This is a genomic window from Lactobacillus ultunensis DSM 16047 (assembly GCF_001436305.1).
GTDB classification, from domain to species: Bacteria; Bacillota; Bacilli; order Lactobacillales; family Lactobacillaceae; genus Lactobacillus; species Lactobacillus ultunensis.
The window spans coordinates 25,417-42,641 of sequence record NZ_AZFO01000019.1 but is presented as its reverse complement, the minus strand read 5'-3'; the positions used below and the strand labels follow the sequence as shown (position 1 = coordinate 42,641).

Genomic DNA, 17,225 nt, shown 5'->3' with positions numbered 1-17,225 from the left:
CTGATTGTCGATTTGTGACAGCCAACTTCTCGGGCAATTACGGAGCGGAAGTTATGCCTGAATCAAGCAGAGCTTGTATTTGTCCTCGCTGCTCACTATTTAATTGATGATAGTGTCTAGAGATGCTAGAATTTGAATTGGTCATGGAGATTCACCTTTCTTGATTTTTGGTCACTTCAAGTTTAGGTCTTCATGGCCTTTTTGTTTAACACTTAGTGTTGCACTTCAATTTTAAATCTGGGAAAAATAAAATAATAAAAATTTAATTAACTTTTTGATTTATACAAAATAATAAAGCTTAACATATAATGATGCTTGACTTTACGTAGAAAAGAATACTGATCACCGGTGTACAGAGTATTTTATAAAAAAGACTATTGGGGACATTCTTTAAAAAAGAGTTACCAGTTCAATTGATAGTAATATCATCAATTTTAATAATATTAGAGCGCTGACATAGAATTCTTGAAACCGTCTTAGCTCTCTAACTAGAGCAATTTTTCTTTGTCTTTTAGTTTGACTTGTTAATAATAAAAATAGTTTAGTTTAACAAGACATACTAAAATATACTTAAGCCGTAATAAAGATAACTAAGCCGAAGATAATACCAGGAAAATTTGCTAGTAAAGCTTATTTCTGGTGCTAAATTTTTCAAGGAGTAAATCAATGAAAGAAAAAGAACGACAACTACAATTATCTTTCTTTAAGGACATACTTGCTGTTGGATTAACCTGCTTTATTGGAACTATCATCATTCCATTTTTCTTTGCTGTAGTGGATAATGGTTCATTAACTTCAGGATTTAAAACTATTAAGGTAATTACGCCATTTTTTATTGTGGTTATATTTTTTAACTTAATTGTTATTGTAGTTGGGACACTTGGTACTCTTATATTTAGAAAAATGCTTGAGTATGGAAGTCACGATGGGAGATAAAACATGAAAAAATCAAATAATAAGTATGTTAGCTTACTTCCAAAAAACTATCAGGTAGACCTTGATACGCAAACAATAACCTCTAATAAAGATGCTAAATATTATATCTTCTTTTCAGATATTCATGGCAACGCTAAAACAATCGCATTGATTAAACAGGCTTATTCTGACTATGGGGATGCACAGTTAGTAGGTGGCGGAGATTATATTGATGGCCGTAAAGACTCCAAGATGGTTACCGAGGATCTTATGAAGCTTGCTACAGAAAATAATGCTGTAATCCTCAAAGGAAATCATGAAGAAATGATGCTGGATTTTGCTCAAGGTGGAGATCCTGATCGCTTATGGTTCTACAATGGTGGCAAAACCACTTTACGCTCGTTCTTTGGCTCTAAGAAGATCAATTATCGAGAAAGCCAGGAACAACTAAGAAATAGTTCTTTCTATGACTTCTATTTGTCTTTGCCTATTATGTTTGAAACACCTAATTTTATCTTTGTACATGGCGGTGTTATGCCTATCAAAAACTACAATGATCCAAACCAGTATGGGAAAGGGTGGGGAGTAACTGGCCTATCTAAATATGATGAATACCGGTTGTGGGCTAGAGATGAATACTTCTATCATCAGAGTAACCTAGGGGTATCAGTACAGGAAGCAACTTATTTTGCTCATAATAAAACAGGAAAAACAATCGTGACTGGCCATACTCCGACTGCTCTTTTGCATGGTGTGTTTGATGATGGTCGTATTATGGAAGATACTCCCTTCACAGATTGTTGTGTACGTCCAGTTCAATACAAAGGAGAACCGGCTAGAATTTTCACTGATAATGGCTGTCATTCTCGTTATCCAGGACATGATGGCAATGTAACAGTCTTGAATAATAAAGGTGAAATCTTAGTGGTATACGATCATGACGATCCTCAAGGACTTGATTGGAATACCTATAAGAAAAAATATGGTAAGTATCAAGCATAAAAATTATAAAAGAACTATAAAACTAAAATTAGCAATATAAAGGGATTATAAAAATGAGACAGTTTTTGAATAAAATCGGATCCGAGGAGCGTCATACTTTTAGAGCGATTTTTGGTAAATACAGCTATAAACGATATTACGATAAGCTTCGAGGTGAATTATACAGCCCGACAATGGTTGTCAAACAAGTTGAGATAATTGATGATCCTGAAAAAACTAGATTGGTTACTGATCATCCGTGGCTAAACCTAACAAAAAATTTTACCAATTTAGACTTATTGCATTCAGGAGACAAAATTCAATTTAATGACCAAGTAGCTGAATATACTAAAGGCTATATAAATATGGAATAAAAAGCTACATTATCTTGTAGTATCTTCAGAATTTTGATCTTAATGCAAGAAAAGATAAAATTAAGACTACTAATACTTGGGTTTGATCTGATAATATAATTAAATAGAAAATTTTTAAGTATTTTCTTTTAAATCAATGTACTAAAATCTAAATTAGTTACTTTATTAATTATTTTTTAAGATCTATTGACATAAAATTAAATCCTGATATTATTATGTTCAACAATAAAAATAATACTTAGCTTCGATAAGGAAAGTAACATAAAATAGAGTTTTCAGAGAGTCTTCGGTTGGTGAAAGAAGACAACAATATTTTTAGCGAAAATCACCTTTGAGCAGAAAATACGATATTTAGTATTTTCAGGGTCCGCCCTTTATAGCGGCGACGTATCGCCAATCATTTAGATTGGCCGCACGTGCATGAGGTTAATATTTAATATTATTAACGAATAAATAGGTGGTACCGCGTTATAGACGCCCTATTAGATCAAATTGATCTAGTAGGGCGTTTTTTGTTTATCCAGGCTAAAGAATAAACATGGGGAGAAATTTTATGAAAAAACGGATGAGATTTTTAGCAAGTGGGTTGTTAACTACTAGTGCAGTAGCTGTATTGACAGCATGTTCAAGTGGAAAAAACGCATCAACCCAAAAGTATGAAAGTTCTTTAACTTGGATGACTACATCCGAAGTTCAAACACTAGATCAAAATAAAATGGTAGATACTTCTAGCGGAGAACAAGCTGCCAATGTTTTTGAGGGACTTAACAGAATGGATAAAGATGGTAAAGTTTCACCTGGCGTGGCTACTACATCTACTTCTAGTAAAGATGGACTAACGTGGACATTTAAATTACGAAAAAATGCCAAATGGAGTAATGGTCAACCAGTTACTGCTCAAGATTTTGTATATTCTTTACAAAGAATGATGGATCCTAATACTCAATCTCAACAACAGAATAATTATCAAGCGGTAAAGAATGCAAGCCAAGTAGTAGCCGGTAAGAAATCACCGAATACGTTGGGTGTTGAAGCAAAAGATGCACACACTTTAGTGGTTCACCTTATTCATCCCGTTCCTTACTTCAAAACTTTGACAGCTTCTAGCTGGAATCCTGTAAATAAGGATACCGTACAAAAATATGGCAAAAAGTATGGTACCGCTTCTAAATACATGGTATATAACGGTCCATTTGTAAGCAGTGGGTGGACTGGTTCTAATTTGAGTTGGAAGCTTAAAAAGAATAATCAATATTGGGATAAAAAAGATGTAAGGCTTAAAACCGTAAATTATACAGTTGTCAAGACTCCTTCAACGGATTACAACCTTTATCAATCTGGTAAGCTAGATGGAGCATTCCTTGATACACAAGCTTCTAAACAACTAAAGCATCAAGATGGCTACAGGGTTTTCAAACTAGATAGAACTGAATATTTAACTTATAACGTTTCTAAAAATAAGGATATGGCTAATGCTAATGTAAGAAGAGCTTTTTCAATGGCCCTGGATAGAGCAGAATTAGCCAAAACAGTTGGTGGTGCAAATACAGTAGCAACCACATTTACAGGTCCGCAAGAAACTGTAAACGGAGTTAACTTTAATAAATATTTTGCTGAACAAGGTGCTACAAGTAAGTACACCAAGTTTAACAAGCAGGAAGCCAACGTATTATTCAACAAAGGGCTTAAAGAATTAGGAAAATCCAAAATGGAATTTACTTTAGGTGGAGACGATGACGATGTTTCTAAGAAGGTTTTGGAATATGTTCAAAGTCAATTTGAAAGCACCTTTGGTAAAAAAGTAGAAGTTCATGTGAGAACAATGCCCAAAACTACAAGAGTAAGCAACATGTTAAATGGTAAATATGATGTTGATTACACTGGATTAAATCCAGCATTTACTGATCCATATGCAATGCTCAGCGTTATGGCAACAGGACAAAATTACAACTTTGGTAAATGGTCCAATAAACAATATGACAACTACTTGGATGCTTCTAGCAAAGAAATGAATGTTAATAAACGTTTAAAGGATTTAATGAATGCAGAAAAAGTATTAGATTCTGAACAACCATTATCTCCATTATTCCATGATGGGCAAGCATGGATGGTAAGAAGTTCTGTTCATAATCTTGGTTTCTCATTAGGTAAATTCAATTTTAGAAGTGCATACGTAACTAGATAGTTAGGGAGAAATAAAGATGACTAAAACAGCTTTCGTAAATTGCAATCTGTTTGTAGGGACTGAAGATAACTTATTAGAAAATGCGTGGTTTGTTGTAAATAATGAAACCGGAAAATTAGAAGTCAAAGGAACTGGGAAATTTACTTTTCCTGATATCGATAAAACTGTAGATTTAAAAGGTCAGTATGTTATGTCGGGGTTAATCAACGCTCATACTCATATTGGCTATATTAACGTAAGCAAAGTTCATTATCCCGAAACTGAAACTTTAACTACTTATAAAGCATTAAAGGATTTAAAGAGTGGTTTAAAAGGTGGCGTTACCTATTTACGAGGATGTGGTTCACCATTTGATGTTGATGTTAAATTGAACAACATTCGTAAGGATTTTCCTTTTGATGGACCTCGAATTAAACCTACAGGGATGCCTATTTCAATTTTAGGTGGACATTCTGATCGACCATTAGGAAATCCATTATATGACAGAGGGACACCTAATTATTCTCATTTAGTGAATTCAGGAGATGATGTACGAAAAGCAGTACGTGAACAATTTAAAAAGGGTGCTGAAAACGTTAAACTAATGGCGACTGGCGGTATTATGTCTCAAGGGGATCAAATCGATGATACTGAACTTTCATTAGAAGAAATGAAAGTAGCAGTGCAAGAAGCACATTCTAAACACATGACAGTATGTGCTCATGCAGAAGGTAGACTAGGCATTCATTATGCTGTAGTAGCTGGTGTTGATTCAGTTGAACATGGATTTTATACGAGTGATGAAGATATTGATCTAATGAAAAAACAGGGGACATTCTTATCTCCTACTCTAATTGCAGGACATCAAATTGCAGTTTATGGTAAAGGTAAAATGACTGATTTTTCTTACAATAAGATGTGTCAGCACGTAGAAGCCTTTTATAAACATGTTGGTAAGGCTATTAAAGCAGGAGTTAAGCTAGCTTTAGGAACAGGATGCTGGGACTTTTAAAAATCCACTTAAAAATACAGCTAAAGAACTAACCGAATTAGTTCGAGCAGGTGCTACCAACTATCAGGCTCTACATGCAGCTGGACTAGGCTCTGCGGAATTACTCCAAATCGATAAAGAATATGGCTCTCTTGAAGAAGGTAAATTTGCAGATTTCTTAGTATTAAAAGAAAATCCATTAGTGAATGTTGCTGCTGTAGAGCAAGAGGACAAAAAAGTATATCAACATGGAGTTAGAAAATTTTAATTTTTCTACATTACTATTTATCTGAAAAGAATAAAGTAAATAAGGAGCAGGGCTAAAAAATACTCCTTATCTATTAGTGAGGAAGTAAATTTAGCTCTTTTCCTTTTTGACGATCTATTATATTTCTTATAAGAACGTGAGTAACGAATAGTAGTATTAATAGCTGAATCATTGATGCATTGTTTTCTTGTAATCCTCAAATTTATAAGACATTTGAGGATTTGCTTCATAGTTAGCTTGCTCTAGTCCGGTTCTAGGTCTTAATTCTAAAAGAATTCCTTTATTGCAGACAATTACTTTAAAATACATTCTGATTCCTGTTGTTACATCAATACCATAGAGCAATAAAATATTCTGTGCTTCTTTCAATATATTGAGATGTAAGACTTTATATAAAGTAATATATAATAGTGGTAATAGATCTTTAATAATTTTATATAATATAGATTTTCTTGCGTGTTGAGTTATCATCTATTTTAAGTACTGTGCGTATGCAATTGACTTATACTGTTTCATTATTAAGGACTGGAGATACACCTATACTTAGTTTATTAAGTCCAAAATAGTTAAAACTTGGGAAGCTTAATTACATAGTTCAAACCAGTATCACACAATAAATAAAACAAGTGGAAAAAGAAGTAGGAATCATCGTTGTAAATTCGTAAAGTTAACAGAAAGAAAGTGGGAAAGTGATGTATAGATAAGCTAACAAAATGTAGAAAACACTTCCGATAAAACTTATGCGCCATGGGAGTGGACTAGCTTAAACTTGCCCTTTGTTTCTTATAAAATTGCAATTAAAAATGTAGCTAACAAAACAACTAAACAATATATATAGTGATTAAAAAAAATACTATCATTTCTTCATAAAATAATTTATTTTTTGCGAGGAATTGATATGAATAAACAATTTGCATTTTTAGTCGCTGCTACTCTGGAAGCTTTAAGCACAACAATAGTAAACAATAATCATACTGTTAAAGCCGACAGTATTGACCCAAATGAAGCTATTAATAACACCTCTAAGCAAGCAGTGAGTGATCAGGACGTAACCGATGCTCAAACGAAAGTTGCTATTGATCAACAATGGATAACACAAACTCCAAATGAGGCTAATCAAGCTGTTGATCAAGCTCAAAATAAACTTAACGACGCTAAAAAGTGAAGATACTAACCATATTGGCGTAATACGTTAATGCTATTATAAACGTTATGACCAAGCAAGCTTATTACTCATTGAGGTATGGATGAACCTAATTTTGAAACTACTATGCATAAAGTACAAGTGATGAATTATAGGACTTAGCCTGTTATCAGCATAATGACAAATTGGCATAAGAAAAAGTAGATTATATTACTGAAAATCAACAAACTCGCTTGAGTCAATTTGCAGCGGGTTTAATAAATGGTGCGCGTAGGTATTATGCCTTTAACTGTAAACCAAGATACAGATGATAATAATGCTATCAACAAAATAGCACAACAATATGGGTTAGAAACTGCAAAAATTGATGATGATGAAAATTACACTGCTCAATACTATGAAAATAAATCAATTTAGTATATATTAATGACGATCCAGTAGCTGTTCCAACAAGTCAGCTAGCTCATAAAGATTCAGAAGAATATCTCGTAAATATTGATAATCAACATATCAATCATATTACAAACATGGATGCCCTTAAATGTCAAATTTATGTTGGAACAAAATTGTTATTTCTTAATGATTTTGAATGGTGACATACTTGTGCTTTACTTAATGTAGCTAATTATGGATTACATGAACCAAATGTTCAATCCAAATTTGAATTGAGTATCAGTAATTTACCTGGTAAAAATCAATATACTACTTAGGTACTAATTTTATTCAATAAAATCTTGGTTACTTTGGACAACAATCAGGCTGACACTGAAGAAAAGACAATAACACCAGCAACCGTTTACTATACTCTTCAAAAGCATAATCGAATTGTCTGTAAGCTGAAGCATCTAAAATAAGGTTTGATCAAATTGCTTTATTTTATTTACTTGTTTGAAAATTTTAAACAGTTTACATGTAGTTAAATTTGATATGAGACAATTTTTATAGTAACATCAATTATATCGGGAAAAGCAGATGTTTCGCCCTAGCTCGAGGTTAACGCAAAATATCTGCTTTTTTAGTCCTTTCAATGACTATTTTAGATGATGATTTGTTATAATAAATAAAGATAGATGTTTAATAGAAAGATTGTAGGATGGATCAACAAAGCTTCGCTGAAATCAAGCCAATATTTGACCAAATGCAAGATCGGACTATCGCCAATACTGCGGACTTTACGCGGTTGTTCCAAATTCTGATTGATCATAAGGATTTGGGCAAAGAGAAGACGCAGCATGCATCCGAAATTGAAGACTTGAGATATGAAAATTATTATATTAACGCTATTTCTAAAAATTTAACCGAATTCAGCGATCTGCTTAACAAGCTTGAAGGGCTAGAAGCTCATCGAATTAAAGACTAAAAAGCTTGTCAAACTTGTAGATTTCTGCTAATATTTTATTATTCATTCAATCTATTAATAACGAAGGCAGATCAAAAATGATCTGCCTTTGTTTTCTACCTTAAGTCAAGTATTATCAGTGATTTAAGACGAAAATATTACTTATTTAATAGTGCGAATAGGGTTAGGGTCAAAGAAAGTAAATATTGAAAGTCTTACAAATAAACGTATGGGTACTTGTAAGACTTTCATGGGTGGTTATACTAAAGTTGATTATTTGATTTCAACTAAAGTCTTTTATTGTCTGTAACTACGTTGTAATCATATAATTGATCATATTTGACAAGTGCAAACATTGTGCGATCAGTTTGTGGACTGAGGTAATGATGATCTTCTTATAGCCTTGGCTATTTGAAGATCGTTTTTTCTTATCGTAATAATCAGTAATATAACAAGGTTGAGTAGCTTTTATAGTTTCCATTTGCGTAATTGTCCGATATAGAATATTTCTAGCTAGGTGATTGCTGTGTTTGATTATTCCTAAATTACTGTCTTTTTCACATAGTGGCCTGATCAATACCGGCAAAGGCATCAATTTGAGCTAAAGTTTCAAAGCGTCTCAAATCTCTTAATTCTATTGCTAATCTAACTGCAGTAGTTTTAGCAATACCGGGAATATTTTCATAGATAATCAAAGACTGATCATTTACTTGCTTCGCAAGTTTTTTCATAAACTATACTTTCTCTTTCCGTATTTAAAGAAAGTAGGTTAGCAGTATTGCGTTGAATTGCTCAAATAGTAATACCGCTATCAGTGTCATACAGGTAAACTTGTCTAGCTAAAGCATGGGGGTTGGCTATTAAATAATGCGTTCTTTGCCTGTCAATGCCTAAAATAATTAACAGACTTTGAAAGACTTGGATTTCATTGTGGTTTAAGACATATTGAGTATGTGAAAATAAGCTGACAAACGTCTGACAGATTTTTCCTGTAGACTTACAGCACTTTTTTAACTAAAAAAAGTAGATTATAAGGTATGATGCAACTGGTTGTTATTAATAACTAAAGCTCTGGTTAGTTCTTCATAATAGCGACTCGCATTTTGTAGTTCATAATATTCCTTAAATTGAGGAGTACGTAGCTTTTGTGGTGCATTGAATCACAACTAACCGGTAAGCATTGATGAAAGTATAATGAATTGAAATTTTACCAACTTTTTATTATGTCAAGTTTACTTATGCGTAAAAATGAACTCACACTCATATGTAAACTCATCCTCATCAGTATATTTTAGTGTCTACCATTCGTTGGTTCTGGTTCTTTATATCCAAAATTAATTTGGAGCTTATCATCTATTAGTCTCTTACGTCTTAGTTCTAATATCAAATTAAGAGCCAATCACTCATTAGAAATTAACCCTTATGCTTGGTTATTTATAACAAATACGTCTAATATGAGAATTCAACTTTGCTAATATCTATTGGCTTTTATTTTTTACAAAAAATTGCACTCCTTGAATCAATGGGACATTACAATAGGGTAGTAAGCTAAACTGTAGCAAGTAAATCCTTTTTTAATTGATTCAATTATGTGCAATTCAATGTTTAGTATATAACACATTTTCGTACATGACACAATAATTTTATTTTAGTAAGCGATTTCTCTGTGTGTTATAAAAATAGAGTTACTGCGAAACTAGATAGCCAGTTCTTGGTTGATGATCCCGCAGATTAAATTCATTCTTAAATTAAAACGTCGGCGATAATTGCGATACGTAGTAGAAAATATTTTGTATGCTTTGACCTTGCCAAATACATGCTCTACTTTGATTCGAATTGAAGAAATTAAATGATTCAGCTCTCTGTCCTGTTGATTCAGTGGTTTCTTCTTGCTGGATTTGACCGGTGTTTTTGCCTGAAAGTAAATCTTGTCCAATCCTTGATAACCGCTATCCGCTAAAATCAAACCGGATCGGTGCAGACTGCGCCTGGACTCACGCAGCAGCCACATGTCATGCCGGTATGCTTGGCAGCTGTCTAAATGAATAATTCTGCCGGTAGTGTCTGCAATCGCCTGGGTTTTAAAAACGTGCTGCTTTTTCTTGCTGGAATAATAAGCTGCTTGTCTTTTTTTGGGCGTTGAATCTTTACTTCAATGGCATCGATTAAGACAACATCGTCTGGCTCGATTTCTTGCTTGCCAATGTTAAAGCCATGCTTAACCAAAGTCTCTTCGGCCCAGTGGCTTCTTCTGATCAGGTTGCTGTCATGCACGCCATAATCGGCAGCGAGGTACTGCAAAGTAGCCAGAAGCAGGTCTTCAATTACCAGCTTGGGCTTTCTGCCGCCTCGGGCATGCTTGACTTGATATTCGGCTTTTAATACTTTGACCATTTCGTCAAAGACAGGCTTGGCAACGCCGATCAGGCGCTTGAATCTGGTATTGTTTAAATTTTTAGCTGTTTCGTATTTCATAATTTAAGATTATAGCAGATGTTTCGCAGTAACTCTAATATTTATCTAAAAATTATTAAATATATACAGTAGATCTAATTTACACTTATCTAAAATGCTATTCAGATCAAATAATAATTTGCTTTTTTGGTTTTGGACATTGAACTACAAAGTATTTATCAAAATTATACATTCTGTTAACAGATTATTTGTGTCACGTCTAAAATACAAAATTTGTTAAGCTCTATAAAGCCATTGTTGTAGTCAATTACTTTTTCTGGCTTATTTCAATCATTTTTGATCAAATTCTGTGATTCCTAGTTAGATTTCAGGTTCACACTAAAATTAATTGTGTGAGGGGGACACTATGTTATTACTAACTTTGGCTTTACGCGAATTAGTTGGCTTATATGCCTTTATTTTGATCTTATTGCCTATGATAATGGTATCAAATTAGGTGTTATTGCGCTCACAGTAGACTACTATTTGTCTTTAGGTGAGAAGTAGTACATAATCAATATGAGAAATTTGCTGATTCTGACTTTAATATTAATTGTGAGTACCAGTGTAATGGTTATTTACTTATTTAGCGCTAGCTTTATGAGTACCAACGTGATTTACATCGTGCTTGCAATTATTGGAGTTAACGAAGTAATGGTCTTAATCAGACGGGTTTTGCCATTCATAATTATTAGAAAACCTATCAAATAAACAAAAGCATCTCTTTAGGCTAATTAGTAAATAATAGCTAACTGTCAACAAGAGATGTTTTTATATAATAAATGTGCATAAGACTAGTAAAGAAAATCATTTTATTATAAAATAAAGAAGACAACTGATTATTCGGTTGCCTTCTTCCTTTAGATTTAGAAGAAATTTAGGCTAATTGGGTATTAACGTACAACACAAGAAGGGTGCATCTCTTAAAATGAGGGATGCATTCTTTTTTATTAAGCAGATAGAGCCTATTTCAGCAATCTTCGATTGTAGTTTTCTTTAGAATTTTTTCGTCGTCAACGGTCCAGCTAAATCTAAGGCGGTAGCATTCTCACAATTGTCAAATGCTTTGGATCGTTTAGCACGAATATCAATGTAGCTGTATTCTAATTTCCTCAGCCAGTCTTGAATCATAGAAGGCAACTTTATTCTTGAGAACATTCATTTTAACTTCTTTCTACCATTCTGTTTATCAAGTGCATCCCTGATAATGTGGAATGGTTTAACTAACTGAATAACTATTAGGACTGTTATGACCACGGTAGTCACGTCTCTGGCTTGAGCAATAAATATAGTAAAATCTTTTCTAGCTTTCATGCCGACAGTCTGGATCTTCAGTTCATACTTTGGATATAAAGTATGAGCAATGAGTGAAGCCAAGCCTAAGCCAGGATTGAATAGTGCTTTGGGCACCGCGGCTTTAATAATCTTATTGCTAGGATTTCTTTGGTTGCAGTATTGGCACTTATAAGCATGCTGGATGTGATCTAAGTACTTAAGCTGAGCAGGAATGAAAAGCAATTCTTGTCTGACAGAATAGTTTCCAATTTCAAGCAGTTCATGATGACAGTTAGGACAATGCTTATCGCTTAATTCATAATGAACTTATTCAGCTGAAAAGGCTGCTGGCAGATCAACTTGTTTTCTCTGGAAGCTTGTCTTTGATAAGTAATAGTCTAGTCGGAGACGGCTCTCTGTTATCTTGAGCATCCGGATCATATTTGTCCATTCAGAGATATCTGCTCTGATGACTTACCGTACGCTTTTGTGTTAAATAAGCCACTGGTTCATGGAAGAGTTTGATCTCATCAGTTAAGTTTTGAATTATGGTTGCCTGTTCGTTAATAATCTTTTTCAAATTTTCTTGTAATATAATTCAAACTTCCTCCTAAATTGATATTCTTTTGACACTTACATATCTTCTATTTAGCAGGTGGTACAAGGGACTTAATAATTTACTAAGCAATTTTTGAAAATTATATTTTTAATATTAAAAATATCAGCGTCAGAAATAGACTTAAACTTATTTTTATTAGTCTCTAAAACTTGAAAACTAGAAATTATGCTCTTCCGGCATGGTTCCTAGTTTTTTCGCGTAAAAATAAAAACGCAGGATTTCTCCGCGTTATACTTTAAGTGTCAAATTCAAAGCAAAGGAAATCCTATGCAATGAAAAGTATAACGCAATTCGACCAAGAAAAGGACACTGAATCTTTAATTTCTGCTTTTGCTAAGGTCTACCTGCTCACAGCCGTAAAAAAGCAAAAGCCAAAATTTCAGCCATAGTTGAACAAATATTAGACAACTTTATTAAGCTATTGCCGGTTTTCATTCAAAACCAACTTAAGATGACAGCTCAAGAACTAATTAGAAAAACAAAAAGCCAGATCCGATAAGGAATCCGGCTAATTCTAGTGCTTTCAAGTTTCAGTTATTATTTAATGTTCAAAGCCTTTTTAGCTTGTTGGTAAAGAGAGTCTACATTCTTTTGAGCAGTAGAATATTGATCTTGTGTCAAGACATCTGCATCAGAGCCATTATCTAACGAAACAGCAGCTGCAGGTACAAGAACAGTCTTTTTATCATCGTTATCGTAAGCAATATAACCGTTGGAGTTATTGCTACTACCCTTAAAGACGTCATTAATCTTATAAATTATGGTTAAATTGGTACCCATACTTAATTTATCATTGGCTTGTTGAATTTTATTGTCTGAACCTACAGTACCGTAAATAGTTTCTGTGTTTACTTTGCCAGTGAAGCTCTTTGGTTTAGCAGCATCAATCTTGTCTTGCCATTGTTTAGCTAATGCTTTACGAGCATCTACCTTAGCTTTTTGCTTTGCTTGAGCTTTAGCTGCTTTAGCTTTATTAAGCTTAACAAAAGTAGTAATAGTTGGTACCCTCTTCTTACCAATTACTTTGGCATCTTTTGTTCTAACAGCCCATGCAGTTTTGCCATTATTACCAATATAGTAGTAGTTAGTGCCCTTATACTTCTTGGACCAGATAGCATTAAATGTCCCTCCTCTTAGAGCTTGCACACGGCCTTTATTCTTAAGGAGATTAATTCTAATGACTTTAGTACCTTTTTTGTTAAAGGTAATATGGTAAAGACGAGCACCACTCTTTACCTTTACTTTAGCTGTAGTAGTTTTCTTAGCGGCTAATACAGTTGTATTAAAATTATTATTTTCAACAATAACACTTGTACTCGTGAATAAAGTAATTGCAGCAAGTACAGTAAATAATTTATTTTTTTTCATGTATATAACATCCTTTTGAAACAATTTTTAATATATAATAACGTAACTCATGTCATTTGTAAAAGAAAACTTATCTAGAAGTGAAATATAATTAAAGATTTAGGCAGAAAAGGTTAGTCTAAAACTGTCCATATTTGAATTGAGTTACAAAATTATATAAAAATATACCGTATTTTGTATACATCAATTCTAAACCCTGATATTATTAAGTGGAAATAGCAAAAAGAAAGGGAAAGTTAAAAATAATGAATAAAAGATTTTTAATTAGTAGTCTTAGTGCTACTGCATTATCTGCATTATTATTGGTCAACATTCATGGGTCTAAAGTTCAGGCTGCAAGTGATGGTACTAATAATGAAAGTGCAGGTCAAGAACAAAAAGGTGCTGATTCTGAAGCACGTGCTCAATCTAATGTTCAAAATGCTCAAGATGAAGTAAATAAGGCGAAAGTAGAAGTAAATAATAAGGAACAAAATTTAGCTCAAGTTCAAGAAGCAAATCAAGCTTCAATTAGAGCTTATGATAATCAAGCGAAAAAAGTTGTAGATGCTCAAAAAGTAGTAACTGATAAACAAGCCGCATTAACTCAAGCTCAAGTTGATGCTAAGCAAGCCACACCTGATAAGATAGCACAAACACAACGTAGTCTTGATACAGCAAATGTTCAGTATAGTAGGGATCATGTTGCTTTGACTAACGCAAATACCGAAAGTAATAGCAAGCAAACTGCGTATGATGAAGCTAAAAGAGCGACTCAAACAGCAGATACCAATGTTAATAATGCGAAGGCAACATTAAATGCAGCTAAAGCTGATAGAGCTAATAAACAAGCCGCTTTAGATACTGCTCAAGCAAATTTAAATAATGCTCAAGAAAGTGTTGATCCTAATAAAATTATTATTGATTCAGCATTTAAAACAGCAATTAATAATGCTCAAAATTATTTGTCTGAGCATGAAATGGAAGGAACATTATCAAGTAGTTTACAAACAGAAGTTAAAAATGCTGGGGCATCTCTTTTAACTCGTAATCATTATCAATCTAGTAATTCAGATAAGAATGAGGTTGTTGATATTGCTAATATTAGTAATAGTCAATTGAATAATATACGTGAATTTTATCTAAATTTACTTAACGGATTACGTTCACAATTAGGTTATGCCCCATTAAAATACAATAGGTCAGCAATGAAAATGTCTGACGAAGTAGCACATATTTACGAAAACGATAATTGGAATCCTGAAACACGAGGACATGATATTTCTGCTCTTAGACAGGCTTATCATAATGTGGGAATGAATAGCTATGAAGAAGCAATGGGTTTCTTACAACCTGGATTAGTTCCAGATTATAATAATAATGTTCAACAAGATACCAGTGCTTATCCTCTTGTATCAAGCGATGATCCAAGTAAAGTTACAATGGATGATATTAAGAATAATCTTTATGGTATAGTTATTAATATGCTTTTTAACGATGCCGCATCTCATTGGGGTCATGCTATGAGTTTGACTCACCCAGGCAGTAAATTTATGGGATTAGCTATTTCAAAATATGATAATAACTTAGCTTTTCATATGAATCCGGTGGACCCGAGTCAAATTGAAGATACAAGTAAATTTAATCAGAATGATAACCTGTCTTTGAGCGACGATCATTCGACAGATTTACGTAATGCTGTTAATGCTGCTCGAACAGCTTTAAATAATGCTATTACGGCAGTTGCCTCAGCTCAAAGTAATTATGAAAGTGCTGTAAATGACCAACATGCTAAACAGTCCGCGGAAGATCAAGCCAAAACAGCTTTGGCTTCTGCTAAAAAAGCTGTATCTGATATTCAATCTGCGCTTGATGTTGATCAGACAAAAATTAATAATTTGACAACTGAGTTATATAATTTACGTAATCCACGAAGTGCTGTAAATGCAGCACAGAGGGCATTGGCGACTGCTCAGTCAGCACTACAATCTGAACAAAATCGGTTAACAGCACTTAAATCAGCTAAAGATATTGCTCAAAGCAAAATTAATGCAGCACAATCTGCACTTGATCAAGCTAAGTCCATACTTAATACTGCTCAAAATAAATTATTTGCTGCTCAATCGACCTTGAACAATTTAAAGCATCCTAATGTAACTTTCGGAGATAATGGTGTAGTAGTCACTCCAAATAATCAAAATGTTGCATTTGAAAATAACGATGTATCAAATATTGTGAATAATCAAAATAATTCACAAATAACTGCAGTGAATTTGAACGCTATTCTACATGACGGATCAATTACTGTTTATAACCAAGGGGGAACGGTTATTGGTCAAATTGAAGGTAATCAAAGTGTACATTTAATTAATAAATTAACACGTGCCGATAAAGTTTTCTATCAATTAAAAAACAGTGATCAATGGATAAGTTCATCTGATCTTGATTTAAAATCCAAAGTAACTCCTGAACCATCTATTACTCCAGAGGCTCCAAAGAATATTAAGAAAACAAGAAGATCTCATACTCGTAATTTAGAACATAAGTTTAGAAGAATAGCGCAAGTAACCAAAAAAGTTGTTTTAGTTACTCAAAAAGGAAATAAGACTAAACGGACTTTAAGAGTAGGTACTAATTGGAAAGTCTTTGCTAAAAAGAAGATTAGAGGTAAGCTTTATTATCGATTAGGTACTCAAAAGCAGTGGGCTCTTGCTTCTCATATGCGAGTTTTAAAACATAGTAAGTTTTAGAAAAGAATACTATAGAATTGATTTACTTTACAAATAGTATTTTTAATTTATTTTGTAGGTAAAGCACTTATAGTGTTTTGACATTAATGGTATTCTATACATATTTATCTATTTATATAGTAACAGTAATAAAAAAAGTAAACGGAATGCTTAAAAAGAAATTTTAATATTAGTTATGTATTCTTTTTTCTGCTGTAATATGTCTAGAAATAATGTATTATTGTATGTATCTAAATGAATTGTATATATAAGGATATGAGAGAAAGATTAAGTATTTTTCTCTCATATCCTTTTTTAGTGATTTAATCGTAAGTGTCAAAAAGTGAAGTATCTTTCTTAACCTTAATTTCTCGGTTATCCATGTGTTTCATAAACTTAAGGAGGGGCAAAAAAATCATGGCTTTGGATTATCCGTAAAGGCCTAAAAAGGCACGTCCGCCACGCAATAACCTGATGCTCATTTTAAAGAAGGATAATCTTGAATTGAAACTTTATAGCTCTCTGGATCTTGATTCCTGAACGAGATTGTGAGCAAAGTCTTGCCATGATTAACCTCTATGATCTAGAACAAGTCTATCTCGCTTGTGGTCGTGCTGACATGAGA

General features: G+C 33.2%; 10 protein-coding genes, 5 pseudogenes and 1 other annotated feature. Of the genes and pseudogenes, 9 read left to right on the top strand and 6 right to left on the bottom strand.

All coding sequences use genetic code 11. From position 1 onward, the window contains the following. Nucleotides 1-145 (bottom strand): annotated as a pseudogene (locus FC57_RS10685) (helix-turn-helix domain-containing protein); the annotation flags it as partial. Nucleotides 146-666: 521 nt separating this feature from the next. On the opposite strand from FC57_RS10685, the gene FC57_RS06630 reads away from it, so the two are divergent. The 8 genes and pseudogenes from FC57_RS06630 (at nucleotide 667) to FC57_RS06595 (ending at nucleotide 8,197) form a co-directional block, all read left to right on the top strand. Further along, the gene (locus tag FC57_RS06630; protein ID WP_007126626.1) at nucleotides 667-936 is read left to right on the top strand and encodes a hypothetical protein; all 270 of its coding nucleotides are present in this window, start codon (nucleotides 667-669) and stop codon (nucleotides 934-936) included. Nucleotides 937-939: 3 nt separating this feature from the next. After that, on the top strand, nucleotides 940-1,917 hold the full coding sequence (locus FC57_RS06625; RefSeq protein WP_007126625.1) for a metallophosphoesterase: 978 nt from the start codon (nucleotides 940-942) through the stop codon (nucleotides 1,915-1,917). A 65-nt stretch (nucleotides 1,918-1,982) separates the two neighbouring features. Beyond that, entirely contained in the window at nucleotides 1,983-2,270 is a 288-nt protein-coding gene (locus FC57_RS06620) for a hypothetical protein (protein WP_148449502.1), read from the top strand. A gap of 235 nt (nucleotides 2,271-2,505) precedes the next feature. Continuing rightward, nucleotides 2,506-2,755 (top strand) — a binding site (T-box leader). 68 nt (nucleotides 2,756-2,823) lie between these two features. Further along, on the top strand, nucleotides 2,824-4,455 hold the full coding sequence (locus tag FC57_RS06615) for a peptide ABC transporter substrate-binding protein (protein ID WP_040529835.1): 1,632 nt from the start codon (nucleotides 2,824-2,826) through the stop codon (nucleotides 4,453-4,455). A 16-nt stretch (nucleotides 4,456-4,471) separates the two neighbouring features. Next, nucleotides 4,472-5,693, top strand: a pseudogene (locus FC57_RS06610) (metal-dependent hydrolase family protein). An 898-nt stretch (nucleotides 5,694-6,591) separates the two neighbouring features. After that, nucleotides 6,592-6,858 (top strand): hypothetical protein, encoded by a 267-nt coding sequence (locus FC57_RS06600; RefSeq protein WP_007126620.1) that lies wholly within the window; start codon nucleotides 6,592-6,594, stop codon nucleotides 6,856-6,858. Nucleotides 6,859-7,098: 240 nt separating this feature from the next. Next, on the top strand, nucleotides 7,099-7,254 hold the full coding sequence (locus FC57_RS10875; protein ID WP_007126619.1) for a hypothetical protein: 156 nt from the start codon (nucleotides 7,099-7,101) through the stop codon (nucleotides 7,252-7,254). Between the two features lie 676 nt (nucleotides 7,255-7,930). Continuing rightward, complete coding sequence (locus FC57_RS06595; protein ID WP_007126617.1) at nucleotides 7,931-8,197, top strand: hypothetical protein; 267 nt, start codon at nucleotides 7,931-7,933, stop codon at nucleotides 8,195-8,197. Between the two features lie 266 nt (nucleotides 8,198-8,463). Here the strand turns inward: FC57_RS06595 and FC57_RS06590 are convergent. From FC57_RS06590 to FC57_RS06575, 5 genes and pseudogenes are all read right to left on the bottom strand, one after another. Beyond that, nucleotides 8,464-9,336: pseudogene (locus tag FC57_RS06590) on the bottom strand (transposase); the annotation flags it as partial. Between the two features lie 536 nt (nucleotides 9,337-9,872). After that, nucleotides 9,873-10,651, bottom strand: a pseudogene (locus FC57_RS10680) (IS5 family transposase). Between the two features lie 975 nt (nucleotides 10,652-11,626). Further along, nucleotides 11,627-11,788 carry a hypothetical protein gene (locus FC57_RS10870; protein ID WP_007126610.1) on the bottom strand — a complete coding sequence of 54 codons (162 nt, stop codon included), beginning with the start codon at nucleotides 11,786-11,788 and terminating at the stop codon, nucleotides 11,627-11,629. A 168-nt stretch (nucleotides 11,789-11,956) separates the two neighbouring features. Further along, a pseudogene (locus tag FC57_RS11505) lies at nucleotides 11,957-12,300 on the bottom strand (IS66 family transposase zinc-finger binding domain-containing protein); the annotation flags it as partial. 761 nt (nucleotides 12,301-13,061) lie between these two features. Further along, nucleotides 13,062-13,892, bottom strand: coding sequence for a hypothetical protein (locus tag FC57_RS06575; protein WP_007126608.1), 831 nt, complete (start codon nucleotides 13,890-13,892; stop codon nucleotides 13,062-13,064). Between the two features lie 245 nt (nucleotides 13,893-14,137). Here FC57_RS06575 and FC57_RS06570 point away from each other — a divergent pair, with 245 nt between their 5' ends. After that, the gene (locus FC57_RS06570; protein WP_040529833.1) at nucleotides 14,138-16,621 is read left to right on the top strand and encodes an SEC10/PgrA surface exclusion domain-containing protein; all 2,484 of its coding nucleotides are present in this window, start codon (nucleotides 14,138-14,140) and stop codon (nucleotides 16,619-16,621) included. Nucleotides 16,622-17,225 lie beyond the last annotated feature (604 nt).

What these genes read in the sequence shown, in the direction of transcription:
- FC57_RS06630 (WP_007126626.1), top strand. Translation starts at nt 667, where the DNA reads ATGAAAGAAAAAGAACGACAACTACAATTATCTTTCTTTAAGGACATA.
- FC57_RS06625 (WP_007126625.1), top strand. Translation starts at nt 940, where the DNA reads ATGAAAAAATCAAATAATAAGTATGTTAGCTTACTTCCAAAAAACTAT.
- FC57_RS06615 (WP_040529835.1), top strand. Translation starts at nt 2,824, where the DNA reads ATGAAAAAACGGATGAGATTTTTAGCAAGTGGGTTGTTAACTACTAGT.
- FC57_RS06600 (WP_007126620.1), top strand. Translation starts at nt 6,592, where the DNA reads ATGAATAAACAATTTGCATTTTTAGTCGCTGCTACTCTGGAAGCTTTA.
- FC57_RS10875 (WP_007126619.1), top strand. Translation starts at nt 7,099, where the DNA reads ATGGTGCGCGTAGGTATTATGCCTTTAACTGTAAACCAAGATACAGAT.
- FC57_RS06595 (WP_007126617.1), top strand. Translation starts at nt 7,931, where the DNA reads ATGGATCAACAAAGCTTCGCTGAAATCAAGCCAATATTTGACCAAATG.
- FC57_RS10870 (WP_007126610.1), bottom strand. Translation starts at nt 11,788, where the DNA reads ATGTTCTCAAGAATAAAGTTGCCTTCTATGATTCAAGACTGGCTGAGG.
- FC57_RS06575 (WP_007126608.1), bottom strand. Translation starts at nt 13,892, where the DNA reads ATGAAAAAAAATAAATTATTTACTGTACTTGCTGCAATTACTTTATTC.
- FC57_RS06570 (WP_040529833.1), top strand. Translation starts at nt 14,138, where the DNA reads ATGAATAAAAGATTTTTAATTAGTAGTCTTAGTGCTACTGCATTATCT.